Annotated in this window: 5 protein-coding genes; all 5 read right to left on the bottom strand. The window is 53.9% G+C overall.

Translation table 11 applies throughout. From position 1 onward, the window contains the following. Positions 1 to 5,732: 5,732 nt before the first annotated feature. Entirely contained in the window at positions 5,733 to 6,056 is a 324-nt protein-coding gene (gene trxA / locus CQ015_RS09880; protein ID WP_096282898.1) for a thioredoxin, read from the bottom strand. 26 nt (positions 6,057 to 6,082) lie between these two features. Continuing rightward, the gene (gene trxB / locus CQ015_RS09875) at positions 6,083 to 7,051 is read right to left on the bottom strand and encodes a thioredoxin-disulfide reductase (RefSeq protein ID WP_105554046.1); all 969 of its coding nucleotides are present in this window, start codon (positions 7,049 to 7,051) and stop codon (positions 6,083 to 6,085) included. A 100-nt stretch (positions 7,052 to 7,151) separates the two neighbouring features. Then, positions 7,152 to 8,738, bottom strand: coding sequence for a hypothetical protein (locus CQ015_RS09870; protein WP_146112483.1), 1,587 nt, complete (start codon positions 8,736 to 8,738; stop codon positions 7,152 to 7,154). Between the two features lie 98 nt (positions 8,739 to 8,836). Beyond that, positions 8,837 to 10,594, bottom strand: coding sequence for a murein biosynthesis integral membrane protein MurJ (gene murJ / locus CQ015_RS09865; protein ID WP_258138155.1), 1,758 nt, complete (start codon positions 10,592 to 10,594; stop codon positions 8,837 to 8,839). Then, entirely contained in the window at positions 10,578 to 11,117 is a 540-nt protein-coding gene (locus CQ015_RS09860) for an NUDIX hydrolase (protein WP_105554043.1), read from the bottom strand. The genes murJ and CQ015_RS09860 overlap by 17 nt, the downstream gene beginning before the upstream one ends. Positions 11,118 to 11,198 lie beyond the last annotated feature (81 nt).

The following is an 11,198-nucleotide window of genomic DNA, read 5'->3' as shown; positions in this document are numbered from 1 at the left end:
CTGAAAGACAATAACGTCATCTCGACGTGGCGGCTCTGAATCGCAATATCGGTGGCTCTCAAAGAGTCAAATATTCAATGAGGATAAGCCAGGGGGCAGACATTCACTACACTCGAATATTGTACCGATGCGTTCCTATCGGGGGAGGTACTATAGACTCCGTGATCCAGAGGATCCGTTGGTCTACTTTGCTTCATTGCCTAGAACCGTAAAATAACCAGCTGCACGTTGCCCTAAATACAGGCCTTAGGGGGCATAAAAACGTCATCCACGCTGTGAGTGCCACCAGCCTTCGGAGTTGCGTATCCTGTGGTACCTCAGTGCTTTATCTATTCTGTACCGGCAACGGTTTACGGGCAGGATTTTTTGTGAACATGCCGAGTGATGATTGCAACAGCATTGTCTGTGGGCGGTGCTATTCATTTTCGTCGCATTGGGTATAGCTCTCCAAAGCGATTTTTCGAGTCCTAGAACAACTAGGTTCACAGATCTTCGACTAGCACCAGAGACGGAGCGACTGACAAGATTCCATTTGGCAGCGTTCAACAGAGGGCATGGGCATTCCCTCTGTTCCTCGGATGGTAGATAGCCGAAGGCATCTTCTTGGTGTAGAAGTAATCGAGGTGGGTTGGTCGGATAGTGTTGCTACCTTGCTACCTTGCCAGCTCCGACGCTTACCCTCGAATCTAGTGGTACGGATCGAAAGGCAATATTCGGTGACACTCAAGGCTCCGAATACTCATGTATTCACGCATAGAATCATCGGCTTTCCAGTGGCGTCGAGGACGCTGATATTTGACCGTAGGTCCAAACTGAGCTCCGAATGCTCGAGCGTGTTCGGTTTAAAATTAGCTAGACGCGATCGGTGCTGGTCTCGCTAAAGCTCCGGTTCGTATTCAATAAATCAGAATATCTTGGATATGGGGCATGCTCTGTTTCACGTGAAACATGGCGCCATGGTTCGGCTGACATCGGAACTACATTGCGTGTCACCAATGTAGAAGGAACTAGCGGGCTGGATCGAATCCCAAAATCATAGAGTGATCATAGTAAGTACTGAGAACCGATGATGAGGATAATCTCTAGATGCTCTGCCAGGGGGCGCCTGCAGCGCATCTGAAGTCCAACACCGACATCGAGATTACCTACGACATCCAACACGCTGATTGAATTTCAGTTCAGACAAGTCGGATGGCAATATTTCTCAACCCTGCCGCCAACACTGTCAAAGCTGTAGCGGTTCGAGCTCAATCCTTAGATGATATCGATAGTTGGATCGGCATCACGACTAGATACAAGATACTTCTGAATGAATTTGGCACCGCCCAATCGATCACGGCGAATAATATCCTTGGAAGTCCAGCTGCACCATGGGAGTGCATGCTTCTATCCTGCAGCAATTTCTAGTGATACCCATGGTGGAACCCCAGTCACGAAGAAGATCAGGGGAGTAGGGCGTATGTGAAATATCGGGACCTTTCAGTTCTTGAGCGCTGAACAAGTGTCCGATGTAGAGGTTACCAAGAAGCGGTAGACAGGTCCGACTGACGAGATCAGGGGCGTAGCAGACGGGATGCATACCTTCGGAATGATCGGTGATCTGATGTCACTCCGACAGTACGGCACACGCTTCGATTGAAGTTGCGTTCGGTACTTTCGCGCGGTAGCTCCAAATCCCATACTCAATGAATACTGATCGAATATCTGGAGGTATGGGAGCCTCCGGATATACCCTTCCATAGCCACCAATGTGCTTGTTGAGGGCCCGAACCTTTCGGGAGGCACCACGTAACCGCAACAACATCCTATAGCCTAGTCCAAGGACCTTTTCTCCCTCATGTTGTAGCTCGTAGTATCGACTCAGATCGTATTTTGCCCGATCCGCTCCATGATCGCGTCCATGCAGGAATTTGAGTGTCACTCCGACTCTCGGGAATTGCTTAGACACCGTATTCCAGTCAGGCGGAGTGAACGAGCCCTAATGCTCCCCGAGGCCAGGGACTAAAAACTACCAAACAGGTTCCTATAGTTTGCCTGGGTTCCCGTTCCGGTGTTTTCGGTTTCTAATTCGGCATCTAGGACGTTGTATGCGTTGTTTCTGAAGATGTTTCGCGAGACGTCGATACTCCGCCCCGATATTCCTTCGACGGGAAGCAAGCGTGTCAGCTTCGCATTGTTTTATCGCACCAATTGCATTGCTCCCTCCAACAGATGTTGTCATATGGCGGAAGGATTCCAATTCATGGCTCTCAGGGGCGCCATTGGCGGTTCTGAGTGGCCATATTGGCGCTTTCAAATCGTCAAATATTCAACTGATCCGCTTCCCGAGCGATTTCACGATCGTATTTTTCTGAACGTCTACTCCTGTGGCAACCGACGGTACTACGTGTGGGACTATCCCAAAGAAACATGAATGTTCTCTTTGGGCACTGCCATAGGGTTCACCGGCATCGTTGGGATCTACGTTGCCGAAGGCTGCCCGACCCGACGAAAGAAGCCTGGCAGACTTCGCGAGAAGGATTCAATGGCTACGGTTACGTTCCACAAGTCCATAGCGATGAGAATAACGTCGCGATGGATGGAGTCTTGCCGGCATGTGCCAAGGAAAAATTGCTTCTGGTTCGGAACGTTGCTGCTTGGAGATATGCACGCCGCTGTTGTCGCTCAACGTTATCTTGTACTCAGTGTCTGGAGACTTAGTTACTCGGCATCGGCATCCGTTGCGAGATGAGATGGGCAGGCTCTTCCGCGGTACCATCTGGAACGTTTTCGAAAGGTTCAGAATACTGGAGATCATCCGTGCTGTTGGGCATGGACATTCGCATTGGCGGCCGCTGTATCTCCGGCACAAGTAGGTACCGTCTCCCAACGGAAATATCGGTAGCATCCAGCATGTCGCGCAATCGGGACAGGTGCGAAATGAAGGGCTTATCCCAGATGTAGTGGGGGAGAGGTACTAGGCAAATATCGGCTGTCTGCATCTCGTTCTCGTTTGCCGGCGTTTGAGAGCTACTAGGAGTTCCGCTCAAAAACGATGACTGTGCACTTGTGATTTCTCGCTGAAAGCCAGTGTGGGACAAAAGGTCATCTATCCAGATTAGGCACCTGACGAATCGATGAGAACATCCGACCGAATCACTGGCTGCTCCCGCAGTGATTCTGGAACTCATTACGGGTAATCGGGATGTGGCGCCAGGTTCTACAATGGCGTCTGCGACGAAACGGTTTTTATAGTTCTTGCTACCGTCTAGGCGTAGTGCTGATATTTTTCACTACACTTGGGGCAGTTCGGTTCGCGGTCCTCCTGATACTCATCATCTGCGCGTGTTTCACGTGAAACATTCTTCACTCACTTAAAGGTTGGAATTACAGAATCCATGGTGTTGTATAGCTGGCGACGAGAAAAGCCGCTCCATGTCAGCACAGGACGCAAATATGTTCTTCGGGTACAGAATTGTGCGCTACTGGTCCCTTCCATTATTGAAAACGGCGATCGTCGACGCGCGATTTCGAACGTCAATCAACGGAAGACAGAATGGAATCTAGCCCTTTCGAGGCCAGACCAGAAATGACGTTTGTTTCACGTGAAACAACGCTATTTGCGAGACGACATGGTATTCACCGTTCGACGATCGGGGGCGGGCGGACCTGATTGTCTGATAAATGAGGTTCGGTCGATTTCAGAACTGATTGCGGCTGCGCCAACGAACATTCACTCTTAACGTCAAGTTTTCACTGGCAGATCTCGGGACCTAACTAACCACCAGAAGGTGGAACAGTTCCGGGAGCGACACGTGTATTGATCCTCTGACAACGAAGCCTCTGGCATCAGCGGCTTGGTTCTGGGGTGCATGCGGACGCGATTATGGATCGAATCATTCACAATACGACGTGGTGCGAAACCGGGACGTACAACATGCGTGAGCAGTTGAACCTCGTATAGAAAGGAATACCGTTGGCGGCCAGTGGCACCCTTCAGGGCAGCTGCTGGTCCCCAACGGCAATAACGCTGGCTTTCAAAGGCAATATTGGGTGGTCCCCAAACCTACTAATATTCAACAACACCCTTGATCCGTAGACATGAGGGTTGCACCTACATGTTGAAGTTGCCCGGCTCAACCCAGATCCTATGCTGAACAAACCGATCCAAGTTCGTATCCGCGTGAACCCCTGAATTGAACCTGGCAGGCCAGACAGATTGCTTGTAGTGAGTGCAGAGCCTGTTGCCGTCGAGCCATACGGGCGTTGCTTCGCTTTCTACGACATCCGCCGAAAGTCTCCCCATAGAGGGTCTGCTTATTCAGAGGTCTTCAAGGGCTCTAAGGGTGGCTCAGACGGAAGATTTCGTGTTTCGTTGGCAAGGCCGCTGGAAGGCATTATTGCTGCCTCACAATGAGTCAAATGCTCTACTTGGGGGAGGTGAATCTATTCTAGGAGGACGGATGGCAAACTACCGTGGCATCATGCGTCCACTCGTTCGAGTACACAGACGCAGCGCTATCGTCAGACCCGGGAACTGTCCACCGTGGGCTGCCAACAACACTATGAAGGCCCCTGAACGACCAACTACTTACGACGACTATAGGTCACGTTGATAATCTCGGCGAGGTACAACTGGACCTGCGTTTTCCCAATAGATGACCCCAACAATACGCGTGCTTCTAGGAGCCTGCTTTCTCACCAGTAATCGAATCAATGAAGACCGATCGGTTCTTCTCGTTGCCGCGTTCCCGAGAAAGCTCAGTGAGTTGCTAGTCAGCGCAAAAGAGAAACGGGTATCCGAGATAGCGCCTTATTAGCCGAACCGCGTCGATATCCACGACTTGGCATCGACGCTCTAACACGAGTGCAGCGACTGGACAGCGAAGGTAGTTCAGCGGTCACCAATTCTCAATAACTGGTACACCAGTACCGGTTACGTGGACCGGTCTCCTGGACTTGCTGTATCGAAGTAGAGTAGCGACACATGGTTGCGAACGTTCTGAGGTCCATCCGGTCCGTTCTCGCTCCATGCTTCTGGTCCTGATTACTTGACACATTCAGTGAGGAGAGACGCTTGCCAGGTACGTCGTAGGGCGGGCCGTTACATTGAGAGACCCCCATCCAGCGTCTTCTTCTTTGAGCTCGCAAGGCACCGTTGCACGTCTTCTACTGCCGAATCTCGAAGGTAGTCTTTTTCCTGAATTTTCCTGGTCTATATCCCAAGCAACATAGGAATCAGGAACATGAAAATTTTAAAGATGAGTTCACTTCTGACTAGCACTACTGAGTTTCAAACGAGGATCGACTTGTGCATGGCAGCCTCGGGATTCATGACTGGTAAGAAGATTGGTGCCGCTAGCGGATGTCGTCATCTATGCAAAGTAATCGCCGAAGATGCTCATGTTGGTAAGCGGCTATCGATATCTGGAAGGTGCTCTAAACTACTTTGCACGCTAACGGGTTGCTTCGAAGAAAGTTGAAGTAGCCAGAGATCGAAGCGCACGTGCTACCTGCAGCCGGTTGGGTGAGCGCCGTGTTTTCCGTCGATATGTTGAATCTGACCAACAAACACACATGGAAATGAAATCTCCAATTTACTTGAGAGAAAACAAGCTATATTACTTGGTTAAATACGTCGTAGCTCTGAGGCGCGTTTTCTGAGCATAGCCACCACGCCCTGACTAGCGGTAGGGACAAAAATAGGCGTTGAGCTCGAAAGCTCAACGCCTATTTTGACAACTACTTAGGATCTACAGGTATTCTGCAAATTCCTTCTCAATGACAGCCTTTGGCTTAGCACCGAGCGAGGAGGCGACGTGCTCGCCATCCTTGAAAACGAACATTGCAGGAATGCTGGTGATGCCGTACTTCGCGGAAATCGCCTGGTTCTCATCGATGTTCAGCTTTACGATGGTGACCTTGTCTGCGTGCTCCTCAGCGATCTGATCCAGGATTGGGCTCAGCTGACGGCATGGACCGCACCACTCTGCCCAGAAATCTACGATTACTGGCTTCTCGGACTCCAGAACTTCTGCCTGGAAGGTTGCTTCGGTTACTGCCTTAGCGTTACTCATGTGAGTGAACCCCTTTCTGCGAATTATTAGTTGGTTACCTTGGCCGGGGTCTTGACGTTGGCCAAGTAATGCTCGACGTCCTGAGCAGCGGCGCAGCCGGAAGCTGCGGCGGTGATTGCCTGACGGTAGTTTGAATCGATGACGTCGCCAGCTGCGTAAACACCAGGCAACGAAGTACGCGAAGAACGGCCGTCGACGGCGATGGTGCCTTCTGCGGTTAGCTCCAGCTGATCCTTGACGAGATCCACGCGTGGATCATTGCCGATGGCTACGAAGATTCCGGTGACATCCAGGGTGGACTCTTCGCCGGTGTTGCGGTTCTTCACGACGAGGCCGTTGACCTTGTTTTCGCCGTTAATGCCGACAACCTCGGAGTCCCAGACGAATTCGATCTTTTCGTGTGCCAAGGCGCGATCCGCCATGATCTTCGACGCGCGAAGTTCGCTGCGGCGGTGCACCACGATGACCTTTGCCGCGAACTTGGTCAGGAAGAGAGCTTCTTCCATTGCGGAGTCGCCGCCGCCGATGACGGAGATCGTCTGGTCGCGGAAGAAGAAACCATCGCAGGTAGCACACCAGGAGACACCGTGGCCGGAGAGGCGTTTTTCGTCTGGAAGGCCCAGCTCGCGGTAGGCAGAGCCAGTGGAAACAATGACGGTGCGGGCGCGGTACACGGTACCGTCGGCCAACGACAGGGTCTTGATTTCGCCGTCGAGCTGCATCTCGGTGACATCATCGAAGAGCACCTCGGCGCCGAAGCGCTCGGCCTGCTTCTGCATGTTGTCCATCAGGTCAGGGCCCATGATGCCCTCGGGGAAGCCTGGGAAGTTTTCGACGTCCGTGGTGTTCATCAGTTCGCCACCGGCGGTGACTGAGCCGGCAATGACCAACGGGTTCAGGTTCGCACGCGCGGTGTAAATCGCAGCGGTATAACCCGACGGGCCGGAGCCGACGATGATTACGTCGCGGATTTCGTCGTTCTGTGCTGAAGTCACGAGGGTAGAACCCTTTCGTTCTAATAATGCGAAGTGGATAGCAAGGTCTAACCTCACTATCCACCTCAACGCATTGCTTTGGTAAAAAATTCCGCTTCTGTTACTTGGCGGAGAACTCGCCGATCTGCAAGCCGAATGGACGGGAGGCATTGGCGCCCGAAGCACGGCGTGGCAGGTCAGTGACGTTGAGGAATACGTGCGTGCCTGCCATCTGATCGGAGTCATCGCCCTTGACCGGAACGGAGATCGATGGACCGGAGAACGAGCCCTTGGCCACAGACTTCGCATCGCCCAGATCATCTGAGGTACCTACGAGGATCTCGTAGTCGCCACCGGTGGCATTCAGGCCCTCGAGATTGATTTCGGAGATTCCCGATTCCTCTTCAAGCTCCAGGATGAAGACCATATTCGAGGAGAAGCCACCGAAGTTGCTGGTGGTGTACGAGTAGGTCTTGTAGGTGCTCGAAGGATTGCCGTCGATCATGTCGCCGAGGGTGTTGTCGGTTTCCGCATTAAGCTGCTGGTTGCCTGGCACCAGACGCGAGACATCATCGACCTTTGGAGCCGGCAGTGAAGGCTCGCTTGGCGTTTCAGCCTCGTCCTGGGTCGGTGCGGCCGCGGTTTCGGACGGGGCGGTCGAAGGATCGGCAGTTGTGTCCTTACCTGCGCCACCCAAGAAGTTGAAGGCGAAAACGATGCCGATGATCAGCACCGCGATCAGCACGGCGCCCACGAGCAGACGTACGCCCTTCGAGGTGCCTTCGTCTTCCTCTTCCTCCAGTGGCTCTGGAACGTCCTGTGCAGGAACGCCCTTGGCGGCTGCAGGGAAGGTAGAAGCCTTCGGTGCGGAAGCTGCGGCGATGCCGGCCATAGCTGCTGCCTTTTTCTGCGCAGGCTTCTTTGGCTCTTCTTTTTTCGGCTCCTCTTTCTTAGGAGCAGATCCCTTGGACTGGGCCGCAGCCGCGAGGGCGGCCGTTGCGGTGACATTGGGTTCCTCATCGTCGTCCAGACGGGTCACCTTGGGCTTAGGGGTCGCAGAAGCCTTGTTTGCCGGTGAGATCGGGGTTGCCACCGTGGGGGTGGTTACCTGGGCATTGGGTGCGGTCTGATCGTCGGTATTTTCTTCGACGTACTCGTCTTCATCGACGGATTCCGCGGCGGTGGCATTCTTGCGGCCAAAACGGTTCTTCAAACCGGCGAACCCGCTGCTCAGCGCGTTGCCAACCTTGTTCTGTTCTTCAGGCTCGTCTTCGTAGCGCAGCTGTTCGTAGTATTCAGCATCGTCTTCGTAAGTCTCGGGTACCGACTGACGGGACTCGCCGAATAGCTCGGTGCCCAGGGTATCAGTGAAGAACGGTTCGACGTACGGCGCGTCTTGTGCCTCGAGCACCAGATCCAGCAGGTCGGCTGAGCGGGCGACGTTCGCCACTAAGTAGCTTTGATTCGTTTCGGTGATCCCAAGGTCCAGTACCTGGACGTTGGCCTGACGCTCGCCCATGGCAATTTCACGCGCGCTGGTGGCCAGCTGCGAGGAGTTGGCCGCGGAAGCGACCACGATGCTGACCGATCGGTTGAGCACCTGATCGATGCCGCCAAGCACCAGATCTCCCTCGGCTGTGGTCAGAACGGTTTCGGTGACCTGGTAGCGCCCGCTAAGGACAGAACCGACATCGATGGGCTGCGACACGTGCATCTCCAAGGTTTGATTGCTTCGAACGGCAGGCAGACCCACCATCCTTCATGTTACCTGCCCAAACCCGTCATTTGTTGGTCATTTGAGCAGAATCACGGCTTGGAAAGGCGCGGAATTCTGCGCATAAGCGGGCCGAGGAATCCGGCGAGCTCCGGGACCTTGGTCCGATGCAACAACAACACAAAGCTTATGGCCATAACTAGGCCCACAACACAGATCGTGACAGCGGCGCTGAACAGCGATTCATAAGCGAATCCGAAGCTGAAACCACCCAATAAAGCCAGGGGAATGCAGCCAATAATTGCAGACAGGGTGGCCATCCAACCGATTCGTATATAGGTGTCGATGACCTTGGTGACGCCATAGTCGCCGTAGCGTCGTTTGATCAGATAATGCGTGATGACTGCCGAGATGACATTGGTGATGCCGTAGATGAAGGCAATCGCTGCGGCAATATTTATCGGGTCGACCAGCCAGGCTGCCAACACGGCGCCGATCAGACCGATCGCGGCAATGCTGCTCTGGATCAGCATGGGAGTCCGGGTGTCTTCGTCGGCGAAAAAGACGCGCAACATGAAGAACTGGATCGACTTGAACGGAAGCCCCAGAGCGGTGAGGACCAGCAACTGGCCGATGGCGGCTGCCGCTTGAACGGAATTTTCGGAACTGCCGGCGAAGAGGCGCCCCAACGGACCGGCCAATACGATGAAGACCACGGTGAAGAAAATGATAGGGATTGCGGTAGAGCGCATGCCCTGGTTGAGCAGTGGTCCGATATCTTTGCGCCGGCGGTCGGCAAAGGCTCGGGTGAAGTCATTAAAAAGGACGGTGGCCACGGTCAGTGCGAACAGTGAATGTGGCAACACGGTGATTAGCTGCGAGGTATTCAGCGCGTATTCGCCGGCTACTGAGGCGGCCTGTTCGGCAGATAGTTCGGTACGGGCCGCCGTCGCTCCGGAGACGATTTTCGAGTAGATCAAAGAAGAGATGTTGCCGATGACCATCGCCGCCAGCGTCCAGATAGCTAGCCGGCCGACCCGGCGCAGTCCTATCCCACGCCAGGAGAAATCGAAGCGGAGCTTGAGGTGAGTCTTCTTCAATGGCCAGAGCAGTACGAGAGATTGCATGATGATGCCTAGGGTCGCACCGCCGGCAAGCCATATAGTTTTTCCGGTGCTCCAAGAATCCATCGGATCGCCCGAAGAATAGGCGCCGAAGACCAGCATGAACGAGCCGATTACCAATAATTGGATCAGGTTATTGGCCGCAGGAGCCCACATGAAGGCGGCGAATCTGCCGTGCGCATTGAGGACCTGCCCAAGCACCGCATATAGCCCGTAGAAGAAGATCTGTGGCAAGGACCAATAGGCGAACGCCGTGCCGAGCGCGATCATCGGATCGGTCCAGTTGTTAGTGAGCGCAATGATAATTGGTTGGGCGCACAAGGTCAGCACAACCGTCAGCGTACCCATCACCACGATGGTGAGGGTGACTAGCTTCGAGGTGTATGCGGCTCCACGGTCCTTGGCCTTGGAGGCCTTGATAAGTTGTGGAATCAACACCACGTTGAAGACGCCGCCAGCTAGCAGCATGAAGATGATCGTCGGGATGACGTTCGCCTTCTCGAAGATATCTGCCACCGAGGTGACCGAACCAATGGCCATGGCCAGCATGGCGGTGCGGACGAAGCCGAGCATGCGGGAAACCAATGTGCCCGACGCCATCAGCGCATAGGTTTTTGATCTTCCACCGGAAGCCGGGGCCGCTGGTGTCGCTAGTTCAGTAACCTGTTCGTGGGTTCCGGTATTCGGCTGATCGGGGCTGAGCGGTGAATTAGGAACCTGAGACATACTTCGTAAGGACCTCGCGTGCCAGGTCAGCGATCCGGCGTTCATTAGGGAAGGAAAGACGCTTACCGAGCGCATTCAAGGGTACCCATGCGACATCTACCGCCTCATGGTCTGGGTCGTTCTCGATCGTGAGGTGTCCGCCGGTGGCTTCCAGGAGGAAATGGTGCACGGTCTTATGAACCCGGTAATTGGTTACTGTGAACCAGTAGTCCACAGAGCCCAGCGGAGCGAGGATACGACCGGCAATGCCGGTTTCTTCTTCGATCTCGCGGACGGCAGCTTCCTCATTGATCTCTTCGCCCTCGGGGTGCCCCTTAGGAAGGCACCATTCCAAACGTCCACCGCGGTTGTACCGTGCAATGATTGCGACTGGAAAATCAGGGTTGTCAAAGTCAATAACAATGCCGCCGGAGGAAACTTCTTCGACCGTTGGAAGTGTCTGAGGACCGCCGGACGCCTGCGCAGAAGCCATTGACGCAGTCAATGGCGTGCGCTTTGGGGCAGACGGGATCGGACGGTTCATGAAACCACTCTATCGACTTTTTGGCGATCTACGCCTTAGCGACTTGGACAAGAGAGGTATCTCGCAAGGAAGTTCCGCGAT

Source organism: Arthrobacter sp. MYb221 (genome assembly GCF_002979835.1).
Taxonomy (GTDB): Bacteria; Actinomycetota; Actinomycetes; order Actinomycetales; family Micrococcaceae; genus Glutamicibacter.
The sequence above is the reverse complement of the archived record's forward strand: the minus strand, read 5'-3'. Positions and strand labels throughout refer to the sequence as shown.